14 protein-coding genes are annotated in these 15,566 nt (G+C 68.3%); 2 read left to right on the top strand and 12 right to left on the bottom strand.

What is annotated here, in order from left to right; genetic code table 11:
- Positions 1-10 precede the first annotated feature (10 nt).
- On the bottom strand, positions 11-2,032 hold the full coding sequence (locus ACIOU8_RS18045; RefSeq protein WP_400792560.1) for a beta-galactosidase: 2,022 nt from the start codon (positions 2,030-2,032) through the stop codon (positions 11-13).
- Between the two features lie 214 nt (positions 2,033-2,246).
- On the opposite strand from ACIOU8_RS18045, the gene ACIOU8_RS18040 reads away from it, so the two are divergent.
- A complete protein-coding gene (locus ACIOU8_RS18040; RefSeq protein WP_400792558.1) occupies positions 2,247-3,254 on the top strand; it encodes a LacI family DNA-binding transcriptional regulator in 1,008 nt (335 codons plus the stop codon).
- 175 nt (positions 3,255-3,429) lie between these two features.
- Positions 3,430-3,840, top strand: a complete 411-nt coding sequence (locus tag ACIOU8_RS18035) for a hypothetical protein (protein WP_400792555.1) — start codon at positions 3,430-3,432, stop codon at positions 3,838-3,840.
- Between the two features lie 193 nt (positions 3,841-4,033).
- On the opposite strand, the gene ACIOU8_RS18030 is transcribed toward ACIOU8_RS18035, so the two are convergent.
- The 11 genes from ACIOU8_RS18030 to ACIOU8_RS17980 all read right to left on the bottom strand — a co-directional run bounded on the left by ACIOU8_RS18030 (position 4,034) and on the right by ACIOU8_RS17980 (position 15,502).
- Entirely contained in the window at positions 4,034-4,744 is a 711-nt protein-coding gene (locus tag ACIOU8_RS18030) for an alpha/beta fold hydrolase (RefSeq protein WP_400792552.1), read from the bottom strand.
- Between the two features lie 108 nt (positions 4,745-4,852).
- Entirely contained in the window at positions 4,853-5,491 is a 639-nt protein-coding gene (locus tag ACIOU8_RS18025; protein ID WP_400792550.1) for an ABC-2 transporter permease, read from the bottom strand.
- Positions 5,488-6,336 carry an ABC transporter ATP-binding protein gene (locus ACIOU8_RS18020; protein WP_400792547.1) on the bottom strand — a complete coding sequence of 283 codons (849 nt, stop codon included), beginning with the start codon at positions 6,334-6,336 and terminating at the stop codon, positions 5,488-5,490. The genes ACIOU8_RS18025 and ACIOU8_RS18020 overlap by 4 nt, the downstream gene beginning before the upstream one ends.
- A complete protein-coding gene (locus tag ACIOU8_RS18015; protein ID WP_400792544.1) occupies positions 6,329-6,712 on the bottom strand; it encodes a GntR family transcriptional regulator in 384 nt (127 codons plus the stop codon). Before ACIOU8_RS18015 ends, ACIOU8_RS18020 begins: the two co-directional genes overlap by 8 nt.
- 215 nt (positions 6,713-6,927) lie before the next feature.
- The gene (locus ACIOU8_RS18010) at positions 6,928-7,884 is read right to left on the bottom strand and encodes a siderophore-interacting protein (protein WP_400792541.1); all 957 of its coding nucleotides are present in this window, start codon (positions 7,882-7,884) and stop codon (positions 6,928-6,930) included.
- Positions 7,874-8,674, bottom strand: a complete 801-nt coding sequence (locus ACIOU8_RS18005) for an ABC transporter ATP-binding protein (protein WP_400792538.1) — start codon at positions 8,672-8,674, stop codon at positions 7,874-7,876. The genes ACIOU8_RS18010 and ACIOU8_RS18005 overlap by 11 nt, the downstream gene beginning before the upstream one ends.
- Positions 8,671-9,741 carry a FecCD family ABC transporter permease gene (locus ACIOU8_RS18000; protein WP_400792607.1) on the bottom strand — a complete coding sequence of 357 codons (1,071 nt, stop codon included), beginning with the start codon at positions 9,739-9,741 and terminating at the stop codon, positions 8,671-8,673. The genes ACIOU8_RS18005 and ACIOU8_RS18000 overlap by 4 nt, the downstream gene beginning before the upstream one ends.
- A gap of 5 nt (positions 9,742-9,746) precedes the next feature.
- Positions 9,747-10,769, bottom strand: a complete 1,023-nt coding sequence (locus ACIOU8_RS17995) for a FecCD family ABC transporter permease (RefSeq protein ID WP_400792604.1) — start codon at positions 10,767-10,769, stop codon at positions 9,747-9,749.
- A gap of 53 nt (positions 10,770-10,822) precedes the next feature.
- The gene (locus ACIOU8_RS17990; protein ID WP_400792535.1) at positions 10,823-11,857 is read right to left on the bottom strand and encodes an iron-siderophore ABC transporter substrate-binding protein; all 1,035 of its coding nucleotides are present in this window, start codon (positions 11,855-11,857) and stop codon (positions 10,823-10,825) included.
- Between the two features lie 478 nt (positions 11,858-12,335).
- Positions 12,336-12,539: a cold-shock protein gene (locus ACIOU8_RS17985; RefSeq protein ID WP_042538190.1), complete on the bottom strand. Its 204-nt coding sequence runs from the start codon at positions 12,537-12,539 to the stop codon at positions 12,336-12,338.
- A 77-nt stretch (positions 12,540-12,616) separates the two neighbouring features.
- The gene (locus ACIOU8_RS17980) at positions 12,617-15,502 is read right to left on the bottom strand and encodes an AAA family ATPase (protein ID WP_400792531.1); all 2,886 of its coding nucleotides are present in this window, start codon (positions 15,500-15,502) and stop codon (positions 12,617-12,619) included.
- Between the last annotated feature and the right edge of the window lie 64 nt (positions 15,503-15,566).

Genomic DNA, 15,566 nt, shown 5'->3' with positions numbered 1-15,566 from the left:
TTCGACAAGCTCAGGAACCCGACGAAGGAGTGGACGTGCGGATGACGGCGACGCCGCCCGCCGCGATGGTCAGGGCGCCCGAGATCTCGGCGCCGCTGAGGAGCTCGACGCCTGCGGCTTCGAGCTCGACGTCGTCATCACGGTGGTTCACGGCGATGCGGTACACCGCGTCTGCGCCGTGGCGGGTGATGACCTCGAGGCCGTCGGCGACAGTCGACGGGGTGACGTCGGCATCGGCGTAGACCTCGTGCAGGAGTGCGCGCATGCCCGCGCCATCCAGACGCGTGCCGACATACCAGCCGGTGCCCGCACCGTGGCGGTGCCGCGTGATCGCCGGCTCGCCCTCGCCGGGGCCGCCCGAGAAGTTGGCGACGACCTCGGCTCCTTCGAGCGCGATGTCCTCCTGCCAGACGTCGGCGACGATGCCCTCGTGGTCGACCCAGTCGAGTCCGTGGCTCTCGCCCTCCCGCAGCGGCAGGAACTCCTCGACCGTGAGGCCGAGCGCCTCGCGCAGCGGGGCGACGAAGCCTCCCGCGTGCACGGCGTCGTTCTCGTCGACGATCGCCGAGAAGAACGACACGAGCAGCGTGCCACCGTCATTGACGTAGGCGGTGAGGTTCGCGGCATCCGCGGTGCTCAGCAGGTACTGCGCCGGTGCGACGACCAGGCGGTAGCCCGAGAGGTCCTGCCCCGGAAGAGCGAAGTCGACCGTGATACCGTCACGCCAGAGCTGCTCGTAGAAGCGACGAACCTGGGCCGCGTGCGTGACGTCTTCGGACGGGCGCCATTCGAGGTCCTGTGCCCAGAACGACTCGAAGTCCCAGAGGATCGCGACGTCGGCCTTGACCGTGCTGCCCTGCACCTCGTCGAGGCGGCCGAGCGCGGCCCCCAGATCGACCACCTCGCGGAAGACCCGCGACTCGGTGCCGGCGTGCGGCAGCATCGCGGAGTGGAACTTCTCGGCCCCCGAACGGCCTGCGCGCCACTGGAAGAACAGGATGCCGTCGGCCCCACGGCCGAGGTGCGTGAAGGAGTTGCGCTTCATCTCGCCGCGACGCTTGGCGATGTTGCGCGGCTGCCAGTTGACGGCCGAGGTCGAGTGCTCCATGAGGATCCACGGCTTGCCGCCGCCGACCGAGCGGCTGAGGTCGGCCGCGATCGCCAGGCCGATGTGCGCGTCTTCGTCGGCGGCCCACAGGTAGTGATCGTCCGAGACGATGTCGACCTCGCGGCCCCAGGCCCACAGGTCGGTGGTCCAGCTCTGGTTCGCCATGAAGTTCGTCGTGACGGGTTGCGTGGCGTGCGCGCGGATCGCATCGCGCTCGGCGATGAAGCAGGCGCGCAGCTGGTGATCCGTGAAGCGTGCGAAGTCGAGGCGCTGGGCCGGGTTCACGACGCTGGGGGCGATGGCCGGGGCTCCGACGTGCTCCCATGCCGAGTAGTGCTGCCCCCAGAAGGCGGTGCCCCATGCGCCGTTCAGCGCGTCGAGCGAGCCGTACTTCTCCTGGAGCCAGAGTCGGAAGGCGGCGACCGCGTTGGGCGAGTAGTCCTCGCCGACGGGAACGCCGTATTCGTTGTGCACGTGCCACAGCACGACGGCCGGATGCTGCGCATAGCGCGCCGCGAGAGCATCCGCGATCCGCACGATCGCCTCACGGTAGGCCGGCGACGAGTGCGAGGCCATTCCGCGCGAACCGAAGCCCATCGTGCGACCCTCGCGGTCGATCACGTGAGCGTCGGGGTGGTTCGCGAAGAACCACGCGGGCGGGGATGCCGTGGGGGTGCCGAGGTCGACCTTGATGCCGTTCTCATGCAGCAGGTCGAGCAGCTCGTCGAGCCAGGCGAAGTCGAATTCACCCTCGGCGACCTCGATGAGCGCCCACGAGAAGATGCCGACGCTGACCAGGTTGACCCCGGCCTCGCGCATCAGGATGACGTCTTCGCGCCACGTCTCGGGCGACCACTGCTCGGGGTTGTAGTCGCCGCCATAGGCGATTCCACCCAGATCGGGCCAGGCGTGGGGGGAGGTCATCGGCACTCCATCGGGTCGGTGCGGTCGTGGTGCGGTCCCGGCGTGCTGTCGCTCATTCGACTGGGACCGGTCTCAGTCTGACTCAGGAGAGCGACTGGGACCGGTCTCAGTTCTACCCCAGGTTCGTCGTCGATCACAACCGTCGTTACCGAACTGAGACCGGTCCCAGGTTGGACTACCACTGGACGGGATGCTGTGGGTAGAGTCACAGGCGATGAGTGATGTCAGCGCGAAGCGCAAGCCGACGATCCGCCAGATCGCGGCGCAGGCGGGGGTGTCCCGCAGCACGGTCTCGCGCGTGATCAACGGCGGGCACTGGGTGTCCCCCGACGCCAGGCAGGCCGTAGAAGAAGCGATCCTCGCCACCGGCTACACCGCGAACCACCACGCCCGCAGCCTCGCGACCGGTCGCGCCGGTTCACTCGCCTTCCTGCTCACTGAGCCGCAGCAGCTGCTGTTCGACGACCCGACCTTCGCACTGCTGCTGCGCGGGGCCGCCGAAGCTCTGGCACAGCGGGCGATGACGCTGGTGCTGCTGGTGGCCGGCACTCCCGCCGAGCGCGAGAGCGTCGCACAGTTCCTCAGCGCCGGCCACGTCGACGGCGTCATGCTGATCTCGTCACACGAGTCCGACCCGCTGCTCGACCAGCTGATCGACGTCGGCATCCCGACCGTCTGCTGCGGCCTGCCGCTCGGTCACGAGCGCGAGCTCTCGACGATCTCGGTCGACGAGGTCGCCTCGGCCCGCACGATGGCCGCCCACCTCGTGGCGCAGGGCCACCGCCGCATCGGCATGATCACGGGCCCCGACGACACCCCCGGCGGGCGCTACCGTCTGGTCGGATTCCGCGAAGAGCTCGGCGAGCAGTTCGACGAGAGCCTGGTCGAGGTGGGCGACTACTCGTACGAGTCAGGACAGGCGGCCATGACCCGGATGCTCGCGCACGACGTCGACGCCGTGTTCGCGGCATCCGATCGAATGGCCGCAGGCGCTATCGCCGCCGCCCGCCGCGCCGGACGCCGGGTGCCCGAGGACATCGCGATCGCCGGGTTCGACGACTCCGGACTCGCGGCGACCCATGAGCCGCCGATCACGACCATGCGCCAGCCCTGGGATCAGATCAGCGCGAAGATGGTCGCCGTGCTGCTCGAGGTCATCGCCGGCGCCTCCCCCCGCTCCGTCATCCTCGACACCGAGCTCGTGGTGCGCGAGAGCGCGTAGGCTCTGGAGTCGAGTCCGCTCACGCGCCGACTTCCATCGGCGGGGCCCCGCCCACCAGCGGACACCGATGTCGGGCGCGCAGCGGAGATTCGCCACCGAGACTCGCCCAGGCTCCGCTGATGACGGGGCCTCCGAAGCTGTCGCGCCAGCACTCAGCATGCGACAGGATGGGGCGATGCGCCATCCTTCATTGCTAGTCGCTTGTGTGTTCGCCGTCATCGCGGCCACGACCATGACGGGTTGCAGCTTCTCGTCTTCCTCCCTGTCGGTTCTCGAGACCGACCGGGCGGCCGAAGATGAACTGCCACTGCTCGAAGCCCATGCCTACGAGTCGGTCGACACCGCGACGAGTCGCTTCGTCGGAGAGCACGAGGGCGTGTTGCTCTGGGTCGCACAAGGCACGGAATCACCGGCCTGTCTGGTGGCCGTATTGAATGATGGTGATGCCGGACCCGACTGGATCCTCAGCTGCGGCGGACTGCCGATTCGGATGAGCGGGGTCGGCCACACCTTCGAGCTCCGACCCGACGGAGCACCCACGACTGAAGACCTGACCCGCGTCTCGGAGAACGTCTTCGCTGACTAGCTGAGCCTCATCCGAGGTTCCCGTCCTGCCGCAGCTGTCACGCCCGGTCGAGCACCTCGCGGAGCTTGGCCGCGAAGGCCACGGGCTGACCGGCATAGCCGAACTCTCCGCCCATGAAGCCGCCATGGTGACTGGGGAAGACCGTCACCTGCTGGCCGAGCTGCTCGGCCAGGGCGATCGCAGTGCGACCGGTTTAGACCTTCAGCGACTCCTCGCCGACGGCCACGACGATCCGGGTAGGCGACGCCTTCAGAGCATCGATGTGGGGCTCATAGAGGGGCACCGCCCACGACAGTTCTGACAGCAACGGGTCATCCCGCGAGCCGTCGTCTTCGGTCGGCATCCCGAATGCGGCGGGGTCAGGTGCGGGCTGAGAGAGGTAGTCGTCGGTGACTTCGCCCTCCCACGACGTCATCGCGATGAACGCCGCCATCCCCGCTCCCCAGCCCTTGTCCTGATACACCTGCGTGTAGGCCACCCGCGCACGATGGACGGCGTCGGCATCCGGCAGCACCCTGTCGATCGGCGGCTCGTGCGCGACCAGAGTCGCCACGTCGTGTGGGTGTGCGGTGACCAGAGCGAGGGCGCTCACTGCCCCGCCGCTGCTCGCGAGCATGTCGACGGGTCCAACGCCGAGCGCCTCGATGATCGCGTGGACGTCCTCGGCCTGAGTCTCGGGCTCGTTGGTCACGCCGCCGTCCTTGCGCGTGCTCCGACCCAACCCCCGCGGGTCGTAGGTCACGACGGTGCGATCGTCGAACAGCTTCACCTGGGCCCGGAATCCGCTCGCGTCCATCGGCTGCCCGATCATCACCAGCGGAGGGCGGCCATCCACGGTCGGAAGAGGCCCGTGAACGTCGTAGACCAGATCGACCTCCGGTAGCTCGAGCGTGTGCTGCGTCACTGCGGCCTCCTCCATCGGCGAACGATCTCACTGGATGCTACGGCGGGGAATCGTCGATGCACCAGGGGCCTTTGCGTGCGGTCGCTCGACCTGCGTCGCGCGCAGCCCTCAGCCGAGCTCGCGCGTCGAGTACAGGCGGACGGCCAGGACCGTGCCGACGATGATGCCGAGGGCGCCGATCGCGGCGCAGACGCCCACGACGAGTTCGAGCGGGATCGAGGCGAGGGCGGTGCTGTCGATCAGCCCCAGACTCTGCGCGGCCCACGCGGAACCGCCGATGAGGAGGGTCGGCGCGTAGACCATGAGTCGGCCTCGGGAGTATCCGACGCGGAAGAGCACCGGCAGCTGCACGCCGAGCGACAGACCGACGACCGCGAACGCGGCGGCATAGCCGATCGCCAGCAGCTCGGGGGCGATCGCGGTGCCCCGGGCAGCTGCGACGCCCAGCGTCGCGACCGTCGCGATGATCATCGCGACGACGCCGTAGAGGAGGATCGAGAGCGCCCTGCCGACGACGACGGCGCGGCGCGAGATCGGCAGCACACCGTAGAGCGTGTCGAGGTGATCGCGTTCGTCGCCGAGGAACGGCGCCGAGAGCATCAATGACGTGACGAACGCGGATGCGGCGATCGCCATCCCGGGAACCGGCAGGAGGATCCCGACCACCACGATGAACGCCAGCGGCAGCAGTGTCTGCCTGCGAGGGAACCAGGACATGAGGTCGAAGCGGGTGAATGCGAACGTCATGCTGCTGCCTCCTCGTGCGCGGCGGCCAGGTGGATGATGATGTCGTCGATGGTGGCCTCGTCGATCACGACCTCGGGTCCGAATTGGGCCGAGTCGTCGGTGCGGATCAGAGCGGTCCAGTGCTCTCCGGTGCGCTGAGCACCGAGAACAGCGCCCGGCACCTCGCCGGTCCCTCGCGCCATCGCGAAGTCCTCCTTCGCGTCGGGAAGCACACCCTGGTGGGCGATGCGGCCACCGACGAACACGATGAGCTGGTCGGCCAGGTCGTCGAGGTCGGTCGTGATGTGGGTCGAGAACAGCACCGCGTGTTGCGGATCGACCATGAACTGCCGGATGACATCGCTGACCTCGCGGCGCGACGCCGGATCGAGACCGCTCGACGGCTCGTCGAGTATCAGCAGCTCCGGACGCTGCGCGAGTGCGGAAGCGAGCGAGAGTTTGACCCCCTGACCGCGGGAGAGCTCACCGACGCGTCGATCGCGCGGCACGCCGAGCCTGTCGAGGAGCTCGGTGAACTGCGCTTCATCCCAGTCCGGATAGAACGGCGCGAGGCGGCGCCCGATGGAGCGGACCCGCCACTCACTCGCGGCAGTCGGCTGGTCCAGCACGATGCCGATCCTGGCGAGGGCCGTGCTGGCACCCGCCGGCTCGCCGAGCACCTCGATCTGCCCTGCATCCGGAGCGCGAAGCCCGAGGAGTGAGCGGATGACCGTGGTCTTGCCGGCTCCGTTCGGACCGACGAGTCCCACGACCTCCCCACGCGGGATCGTGAATGAGATGTCGCTGACCTCGAAGGCCCGCCGGGTGATGCGCAGATTCGACACCTGCACCATGTGATCAGTCATCAGTTTGCGTCCTCCATACCTCGTCGAGGCGTCGGTGCACCTCATCGATGTCGATGCGGGCGTGGCGCGCAGCCACTCGCAGTTCGGTCAGCGCTGCTTCCACGCGCTTCTCCAGCCCGCCGGCGGCGACAGCCGGGTCGATGTCGCGCACTACGAACCCGCGTCCGTGCTCGTTGCGAACCAGCCCCTCGGCCACCATGTCGTTGTATGCGCGAGTGACCGTGATGACGCTCACCCGCAGGTCGGCGGCCAGCTGTCGCAGCGACGGGAGCGTGCTGCCTGTCGGAACATCTCCGGACAGGATCGCCGAGCGTACCTGGGTCTTGATCTGTTCATAGATCGGTACCGTCGTGCTCGACGAGATCACCACGCGCATAGGTGCTCCTTCTGTATATAAACACCATAACACCAGAACAGTGCGCGACACCATGCCGCCCTCACGCAGCGATGGTCACTCCGGGTCGTTCTCGCTGTGCGGCGACTCGACGCTGAAACGCCGAGAGAACGACTAGCGTGCCCCGATCCGGCATCCGGCTCGCACAGCGAAGGACGAGCGCAAGCGCGAGCCGGAGCGAACCTGGAGGAGACTCCTCAGCCGCGCATGGCGACGCCGCGGCGCCAGTAGCCCATGAAGGCGACCTGTGAGCGATCGATGCCGAGATCCTTGACCAGGTGACGGCGCAGCGTCGTGACGACGCCGCTCTCGCCGGCGATCCAGAAGTAGCGCTCGGCGGGAGCATCCGCCGCTGCGATCTCCTCGCCCAGACCCGAGTAGTCAGGCGTCTCCCAGAGCAGGTCCTCGGACTCGATGTCCGTCACGTCGAGCTCGTCAGAGGCATCCGCATCGCCGAGGTACTCGAGCACGGCGGGGATGAGCCGCACGCCGTGGGGCTCGCCCGCATCGCGGGGCAGCCAGTGCACCTCGACTCCCGCGGGAGCGTCGATGCGCAGGATGTCGGCGGGCGACGGCACCTCGATGAAGGCGCAGCCTCGCAGGCCGCGCGGGGCATCCTCGAGGATGCGGGCGATCGCGGGAGCCGCAGTCTCGTCACCGGCGAGAAGGACCGACACCGCGGTGCCGGGTTCGTACTCGGCCCCGCCGTGAGCGGCCGCGGCGACCCCGCGACGGGGTCCGACGATGAAGAGCTCATGTCCGAGGGCGGCAGCATCCGCCCAGCGCGATGCGGGTCCCGTGAGGCCAGGGGCCAGGTGCAGCACGAAGTCGACGTCGAGCTCGGTGCCGGCATCCGTCACCCGCAGCTCGCGCACCGAGTAGGTGCGCATGGATCCGCGCTCCTCCTCGGGCACGGCGAGGAACGACCCCCACCAGTCGTCGGTATCCCGATCGAGTTCGGGAAGGATGCCGGATGCCGGCGGGAACACGATCTTGATCCGCGAGTCGAAGACATCGCCCGGCGTGCCGAACTCGACCAGGTCGTCACCGCCGAACGTGACGCGCACGAAGTTCGGCGACACCCGTTCGACCGCGCGCACCTCGGCGCGGGCCAGCACGTAGGTGGGGCGTTCGGTCGTCGTCTCAGCGGACATGGTGCCTTCCGATCGGGGTGACCATCGGCTTTCCCGAGACCGGGTCGATGGTGATCTGGTTCGCGAGGTCGAAGACCTCTTCGACGAGCTGGGCGGTCACGACATCCTGCGGAGCGCCGGTGGCGTGCACCCTGCCCTCCTTCATCGCGACGAGCTCGTCGGAATAGCGTGCGGCGAGATTCAGGTCGTGCAGCACCATGACGATGGTGGTTCCGCGCGAGACGCTGAGGTCTGTGAGCAGGTCGAGCACCTCGACCTGGTGCGCGACATCGAGGAACGTCGTCGGCTCGTCAAGCAGCAGGATGTCGGTCTCCTGCGCGAGAGCCATCGCGATCCATACGCGCTGACGCTGGCCGCCCGAGAGCTCGTCGACGCTCCGGTCGGCGAGCTCGGTGGTGCCGGTCGCCGCGAGGGCATCAGCCACGATCTCGTAATCGTGAGTGCTCCAGCGGGCGAGCATTTTCTGATGCGGATGCCGACCACGACCGACGAGGTCGGCGACGGCGATGCCCTCGGGCGCGACGGGCGACTGCGGCAGCAGACCGAGAACGCGAGCGACCTCTTTGGTGGGGCGGGCGTGCACCGACTTGCCGTCGAGCACGATCTGGCCGGCGGTCGGCGAGAGCAGACGCGCGAGCGAGCGCAGCAGTGTCGATTTTCCGCATCCGTTCGCCCCGACGATCGTCGTGATCTTGCCCGGGGCGATCGCGAGGTCGAGGCCGTCGATGATCGTGCGGTCGCCGTAGGCGAGGGTGACGGACTCGGCCGTCAGGGTGTGCGCCTCGGTCACAGGGAGCCTCCCGAGCGGTTGGTGCGGATGAGCAGATAGATGAGATACGGGGCGCCGAGCACACCGGTGATCACGCCGACCGGGTAGCGCTCGCCGAACGCGAACTGGCCGATGAGGTCGCCGCCGAGCACCAGCACGGCACCCACGAATGCGCTCGGAAGCAGCAGGTTCGCGCCGGGGCCGGTGATGCGGGCGGCGATCGGACCGGCCATGAACGCGACGAAGGCGATGGGGCCGCAGGCCGCGGTCGCGAAGGCGAGCAGGGCGACGGCACCCAGGATGAACAGCAGGCGGGTGGTGTTGACCCGCACTCCGAGACCGGATGCCGAGTCGTCGCCGAGCTGCATCGCGCCGAGCGCCCGCCCCTGCGAGAGCAGCAGCGGCATCAGCACGGCCGCGGCGATCGCGAGTGGCATCACACGCTCCCACGAGGCATTGTTCAGGCTGCCGGTGAGCCACTGCATCGCGGTCTGGATGTCCCAGCTCGCCGCTCTCGACAGCATGTACGAGATGATGCTCTGCAGCATCGCGGCGATGCCGATCCCGATCAGGATCAGGCGCGTCCCCGCGAAGCCGTTCTTGATCGACAGCAGGTAGATGGCCCCTGCCGTGACGATCGCGCCGCCCAACGCGAGCAGAGAGACGACCGGGCCGTTCAGCGACAGCACCACGATGCCGAACACGGCGGCAGCGCCCGCACCGTTCGAGATGCCGATGATGTCGGGCGAGGCGAGCGGATTGCGCAGCAGCGTCTGGAACGAGACGCCCGCGATGCCGAACGCGAACCCGGCGAGGATCGCGAGCACCGCACGGGGAAGGCGCAGCTCGCCGACCGTGAATGAGGCTCCGGGAACCGTCTCGCCGAGGATGACACGGATCACCTCGTCGAGCGGATAGAACGTGTTGCCGATCATCAGCGCGACAGTGAACAGCACCACGAGCATCGCACCGAGCACGATGGTGGCGACAGCGTGGCGGCGGTGGCGCGAACGACGGCCGGCGACGATGGCTGCGATCTTGTCGCGCGCGTCGGCGACGGGCGGGGTCTCGGAGGCAGCCCGGTCGATGGTGCTCACAGTTCACGCACCTTCTGACGACGGACGATCCAGATGAAGAACGGTGCGCCGATGATGGCGGTGATGATGCCGACCTGGATCTCCTCCGAGGTCGGCGAGATCACGCGGCCGACGATGTCGCTCGCAAGCAGCAGCGCCGCGCCTGCCATGGCGGAGAACGGCAGCAGCCAGCGGTGGTCGGTGCCGATCAGCATCCGGCACACGTGCGGAATGACGAGACCGACGAAGCCGATCGGCCCCGCGATGGCGGTGGCCGCTCCGGCGAGGATCACGGCGCCGAGTGCCGACATGAGGCGCGTGCGGAACACGTGCTCACCGAGCCCCTTGGCCATGTCATCGCCGAGGGCGAGGGAGTTCATGCCGCGGGCGCTGATGAAGCAGATCAGCGCTCCGAGTGCGAGCACCGGTGCGGTGATCGCGATGCGCGGCCACTCAGCACCGCCGACGCCGCCGATCTGCCACGACTGGAAAGCCTGCAGCAGATCGACGCGGGGCAGCATGACGGCGCTGATCAGCGAGGCGAAGGCGGCCGAGGTGGCCGCGCCCGCGAGCGCGAGCTTGAGAGGTGTGGCGCCGCCGCGTCCGAGCGAGCCGACCGTGTAGACGAAGGCCGCGGCGAGGGCGGCGCCGATGATGGCGAGGGCCATCTGGCTGTAGGCGTCGGTCAGGCCGATGAACGCGAGTCCGAGGACCACGGCGAGCGAGGCGCCGTTCGAGACGCCGAGGATGCCAGGGTCGGCGATCGGGTTGCGGGTGACCGCCTGCATCGTCGCGCCGGAGAGGGCGAGAGCCGCGCCGACGAGGATCGCGAGCACGGTGCGCGGAAGGCGCTTGATGATCGCGGCCTGGGCGAGAGTGTCATCCTGCCCGCTGAGCGCCGCGAAGATCTCGTCGACGCTGACGGCGCGCACGCCGAAGCAGATCGACAGGATGGAGAGCGCGAGCAGCACTCCGAGGCCGACGAGCAGCCAGATCGAGCGCGCCCATGCCGGACGCCGCAGATCTGCGGCGCCCGGCATGGGCATGGTGACAGCGGTCACGGGAATTCAGTGCGCGAGGGTGACGCTGAAGGTCACTTCGCGGCGAGCGGTGCCGCCAGCAGGCCGAGGTAGTCGGAGAGACCCCACGGGATGGACAGCGGCGAGGGGTTCGCCGACGCGGCGATCGGAGTGGCATCGGGGAGGATCGCGATGCGGCCCTCGGCGATGGCCGGGATCTTCGACAGCAGGGGGTCTGCCTGCAGGGTCGCGATGAGCGAGTCGTCGCCGTAGGTCACGAAGACGTCGACGTCGGCGAACTTGTCGGCCTCTTCAGAGCTCACGGTCAGGTAGAACTGGTCGCTGTCGGCGTTCTCCTCGACGACGGACGGCAGCGGAAGGCCCAGGTCGTCGTGCAGGTAACCGGGGCGCGTGTCGATCGCGGTGTAGTAGCCGACCTGGCTCAGGTCGCTCGGGTCGATGTAGGCGAACAGGACTTTCTTGTCCTTGAGCGCGCTGTTCTCCTCGAGAGCGGCCTCGGCGTCGGCGTGCAGGTCCTCGATGAGGGCCTCACCCTCGGCCTCGAGACCGAGCGCCTTGGAGTTCATCTCGATCATCTCGTCGACCGGGGTGCCCCAGGCGACCTCGGGGTACGCGACGACCGGGGCGATCTTCGAGAGAGTGTCGTACTCCTCCTGCGTCAGGCCGGAGTACGAGGCGAGGATCACGTCGGGCTGGGTGTCGGCGACGGCCTCGTAGTCGATGCCGTCGGCCTCGTCGAACAGCACGGGCTCTTCGCCACCGAGCTCGTCGAGCTTCTCTTCGACCCAGGGCAGGATGCCGTTGTCGTCGTCGTCGCCCCAGCTCGCCTTGCTCATGCCGACCGGCACGATGCCGAGAGCCAGCGGCACCTCGTGGTTAGCCCAGGCGACCGTCGCGACGCGCTCGGGCTTCTCCTCGATCGTGGTCTCACCGTAGACGTGCTCGATCGTGACGGGGAAGGCGCTGTCATCAGCAGGGCTTCCGCCGGCGGAGTCGGAGTTCGAGTCGTTCGACGACGTCGCGCAGGCCGTGAGGCCGAGGGCGAGGGCGGCGGCGACACCGGCGGCGAGAAGACGAGAGGTGCGCACAGGCATTCCCTTCGGGTTGGGATGAGGGGGTGCGGCGCGGAGGGGCGCCAGGGCTTTGGTAAGCCTGGCCTAATCTAACAGAAAGTTAGGCAAGCCTCATCTCGAGTCTGGGCGTCGGGCGGCATCCGTAACCCGCGTGCGGGGTCAAAAACGCATCCCCCACGCCCGATTCGGATGCGTTGTTGACCACGCACCGGCATCCGGATGCGGAACTGACCCCGCACCGGCGTCGCGCGGGGTGCGTCCCGCACCGACCGGCACCCTGTCCCGCGTGCGGGGTCAAAAACGCATCCCCCACGCCCGATTCGGATGCAGTTTTGACCACGCACCGGCGTCCGGATGCCGAACTGACCACGCACCGCCGCCGGAGCCGCGCGGAGTGCATTCCGCTCATGCCCGCGTCGGAAAAGCCCCGGGGCATGCAGAAAGCCGGCCGGATCCGTGAGGATCCGACCGGCTTCAGGAAGTCTGCTCGCGCTCAGAGAGCGCGGATGTTCGCAGCCTGCATGCCCTTGGGGCCACGCTCAGCGTCGAATTCGACCTTCTGGTTCTCACGGAGCTCCTTGAAACCGGAGCCGGTGATTGCCGAGTAGTGGGCGAAAAGGTCGTCCGTGCCGTCATCGGGAGCGATGAAGCCGAAGCCCTTTTCAGCGTTGAACCATTTCACAGTGCCAGTGGCCATGTGTTTTCTACTTTCTGTTTTCAAACGGCCGCTTGCGCGGCCTGCGCCGTGACGGAACGTCCGACATACGCGCAAGCTCAACGTACCACGGCATCCTGACGTGAAACCCCGAAGTTCTGATTCTTTTGAAGAACCGCCGCTTCGGTGCGTGTGCTGACGCCGAGTTTTCGCAGCACAGCCGACACATGAACGCTCACCGTCTTGACGCTGATGAAGAGCCGCTCACCGATCTGGCGGTTGCTCAGCCCCTCGGCGATCAGGTCGAGCACCTGCCTCTCGCGCGCCGTGAGCGGGTCGGCATCGGCCGCGGCACTGACGACGCCGGATGCTGCGGAAAGTCCCGCAGCCACGGAGAACGCACTCACCATGCGCAGGAGCGGAACGTGACCGAGCCGCTCGGCCTCCTGCAGAGCACGGCTGAGAACGGCGCCCGCTTCGGCCCGCTCTCCTGCCCCGACCAGCAATCGCGCGAGTTCGAGCCGCGTACTCACACGGAAGATCACCGGCACGTCGTCTGAATCCGCCACGTCGACGGCGGCCCGCAGCGCCGGAGCCGATGGCGACAGCAGAGCATCGAGAATCGACCACCACGCATCGTCGAGCAGCTGCTCCGGCTGAGCGAGCCACGCGGCTCGGACTTCGTCGCTCGGCTCACCGACGTCGTCGCCCGCCGCCCGGAGCTCGGCGATCAACCGGCCCGCCTCGAGAAGAAGCCTTCTCTGGTGCAGGAAGACCGGACCCTCGTCGGCGAGCATCGCGCGGATCTCGCCGAGCGCACCCGCGAGGTCACCCCGCCCCTCGGCCACGGCGACGCGCATCATCACCTCGTCGTACCAGATCTGCCGCTCGACCCGACCGGTCTCCTCGAACGCGGGGTGCCACTCGCGCAGTATCTCGGCCGCCTCGTCGTATCGCCCTCGCCACGAGAGCACGCGCACTCGGGTCATCGTGGAGTACATGTGAGAGATGCGCAGCGTCCTCTGTGCGCTTTCGCGGGCCAGCAGCGCCTCGACGCGCTCGATCTCGCCCATCTCGAGAAGCGGCACGGCCATGTTCTGCGCCATGATCGCACCGGTTGTGCGCTCGACGCCGAACGCTCGCGCTCTGGCCAGACCGTCTTCGGCGACCGAGACGGCATCGCGGTAGCGCCCGAGCAGCCCGAGCAGGTCGGAGTAGTTGACGCGATATCGCATCTCGGGGCTCGCACCGCGCGCCAGACGGAGTGCGACCGCATACTCCCGGTGTCCGGCCTCGAGATCACCCAGGTGTGCCCGCGCACCGCCGCGCACGTTCGCGGCGATCGACGCCTCGTCCTCGGCGCCTGACCGCTCGGCGCGCTCGCCCGCTTCGGTCGCCAGGGCGATCGCCTCATGGAGTCGTCCGGCGATCATGTAGCGACTCGCGAGCTGGTTGAGCACCGATGCGCGCAGTCGATCGTCATCGACCTGCCTCTCGAGGATCTCCAGTGAGTGCTGCAGCAGCTGAATGGGCCCTGATCGACCGAGGTGCATCATGTAATAAGCCTTGTCGCGCAGCAGTCTGGCGTACATCCGCGGGTCGACGGCGTCGGGATCGACCTCGTCGAGCGCGAGATTGACCACGGCAAGTGCCCGCTCGCCGTCTCCGGCATTGCGCAGCACCGAGCCCAGAGTGCGGAGGAGCTCGATGCGATCGAGACCCACGACGCTCTCGGCGTCTGGCACTTGGATCCACAGATCGAGAGCGAGCTCTCCGAAGCGGGCAGCGCTCGCGAACGCGAACCGCGACTTGGCATCGAACATCGCGGCGACGGCCGCGGCGAGCGCGCGACGGTCGTCTTGCGCGAGCTGCCAGTGATACGCGAGCGCGGCCGAATCGGCCGTGTCGGAGCCGTCGCAGTTCTCCTCCAGCGCCTCGGCATACGCTCGGTGCAGCCGCGCCCTCTCGCCCGGAAGCAGATCGTCGTGCACGGCCTCGCGCAGCAGCGCGTGCCGGAATCGATAGTCGTCGTCGGCCACGACGAGGATGCCGCTGAGCGTCGCCTCGCGGATCGCCTCATCGAGGCGCGTCTCGGTCAGACCTGCGAGCTGGGTGACCAGCGGATGCGTCAACGGGCGCTCGGCCCCGGAGACCACCTGCACCACCCGCCTCGCGTCATCTCCGAGTCGGTCGAAACGGGCCAGGAGCAGATCACGCAGACTGCCGGGGAGCGGCCCCGAGGAGCATCCGGCGAGCTCCTCGACGAAGAAAGGGACTCCTTCGGCGCGGTCTTGGATGCGCTCGAGTGCCGCGTCGTTGAGGGGCAGTCCGGTGATCGATTCGGCGAGCTGGCGAACCGCCGACGGCTCGAGCCGTTCGACCGCGACCCGCTCGAGCAGGCGCGCGCGAGTGGCCTCGCCGATGAATCGGCTGACCGCGTCTCCGCGACGGACGTCGTCGGAGCGGCAGGTGAGCAGCAGAAGGATGCGCCCGCGCGTCAGTGTGCGCAGCAGGAAGGAGAGCAGGGCGAGGGTCGATTCGTCTGCCCAGTGCAGGTCTTCGACGACGAGCACCTGCGGCGCGTGCTCGGCAGCGGCCTCGATGAGGGCGGCGATCGCATCGCGCAGCCTGTCGGGGCTGGTCTGCGAGCGCTCGGTGGGATTGAGTTCGGGCAGCAGCATGCCCAGAGCCTCGACGCCGACGCCGAGCTCTTCGCGCACGCGATCCGCGCCCATGCGCGTGACGATCGAACGGAGGATGCCGGTGATCGGCCCGAACGGCGTGCGCGACGCTCCGAGATCGAGGCACCAGCCGACATGCACATCGGCTCGATTGACCACCTCGGCGCCGAACTCGCGCACGAGCCGGGACTTGCCTATGCCGGCCTCGCCCTCGATGAGCGCGGCGAGTGGAACCTCTTCGGCGACTCGGTCGAAGAGCCCGCGCATCACTGCGATCTCGGCCTCGCGGCCGACCATCGCAGCGCCCGCGGCGGAGAGTGACATGGACTCATCGTCCCATTCCCCTCCGACATTCGGGCGGGGTGCCGCGGCCTGCGGCAAGGGTGTC

Origin of the sequence: Microbacterium sp. NPDC087589 (assembly GCF_044743635.1) — a bacterium.
GTDB lineage: Bacteria > Actinomycetota > Actinomycetes > Actinomycetales > Microbacteriaceae > Microbacterium.
Note: the sequence above shows the minus strand (reverse complement) of the source record. Positions and strands in the feature narration are given on the sequence as shown.

What these genes read in the sequence shown, in the direction of transcription:
- ACIOU8_RS18010 (WP_400792541.1), bottom strand. Translation starts at nt 7,884, where the DNA reads ATGTCCGCTGAGACGACGACCGAACGCCCCACCTACGTGCTGGCCCGC.
- ACIOU8_RS18020 (WP_400792547.1), bottom strand. Translation starts at nt 6,336, where the DNA reads ATGACTGATCACATGGTGCAGGTGTCGAATCTGCGCATCACCCGGCGG.
- ACIOU8_RS17985 (WP_042538190.1), bottom strand. Translation starts at nt 12,539, where the DNA reads ATGGCCACTGGCACTGTGAAATGGTTCAACGCTGAAAAGGGCTTCGGC.
- ACIOU8_RS18035 (WP_400792555.1), top strand. Translation starts at nt 3,430, where the DNA reads ATGCGCCATCCTTCATTGCTAGTCGCTTGTGTGTTCGCCGTCATCGCG.
- ACIOU8_RS18025 (WP_400792550.1), bottom strand. Translation starts at nt 5,491, where the DNA reads ATGACGTTCGCATTCACCCGCTTCGACCTCATGTCCTGGTTCCCTCGC.
- ACIOU8_RS18040 (WP_400792558.1), top strand. Translation starts at nt 2,247, where the DNA reads ATGAGTGATGTCAGCGCGAAGCGCAAGCCGACGATCCGCCAGATCGCG.
- ACIOU8_RS18045 (WP_400792560.1), bottom strand. Translation starts at nt 2,032, where the DNA reads ATGACCTCCCCCCACGCCTGGCCCGATCTGGGTGGAATCGCCTATGGC.
- ACIOU8_RS18015 (WP_400792544.1), bottom strand. Translation starts at nt 6,712, where the DNA reads ATGCGCGTGGTGATCTCGTCGAGCACGACGGTACCGATCTATGAACAG.
- ACIOU8_RS17980 (WP_400792531.1), bottom strand. Translation starts at nt 15,502, where the DNA reads ATGTCACTCTCCGCCGCGGGCGCTGCGATGGTCGGCCGCGAGGCCGAG.
- ACIOU8_RS17995 (WP_400792604.1), bottom strand. Translation starts at nt 10,769, where the DNA reads ATGCCGGGCGCCGCAGATCTGCGGCGTCCGGCATGGGCGCGCTCGATC.